The sequence below is a fragment of the Bacillus cereus group sp. N24 genome (assembly GCF_016483345.1).
GTDB classification, from domain to species: Bacteria; Bacillota; Bacilli; order Bacillales; family Bacillaceae_G; genus Bacillus_A; species Bacillus_A toyonensis.
In genome coordinates this window covers 1-236 of the sequence record NZ_JAEHCA010000161.1, presented here as the reverse complement: position 1 = coordinate 236, position 236 = coordinate 1, and the positions used below count along the sequence as shown (strand labels likewise).

Here is a 236-nt window from a genome sequence, read left to right as displayed (position 1 = left end):
TGTCTCACGTTTGAAATTAAATTCTCGAATCTATAGTAAGAATGATGAACCAGAGTATTTTCGATATGGAATAGTGAATAAAAGAACACTCTATATTCAGTTAGATATGGAAGAACTCATGAATCAATTTCTCCATGGTCAAACAATCGAGATTTCAGAGGCATACATTGGACAGTATCAAAAATTACCAGCTCGTGATATTATTCATCGATTAACAAAGGAACAAACAGAAAAAA

1 pseudogene is annotated in these 236 nt (G+C 31.8%); it reads left to right on the top strand.

What is annotated here, in order from left to right:
* Positions 1–236: pseudogene (locus JDS95_RS31495) on the top strand (IS4 family transposase); the annotation flags it as partial.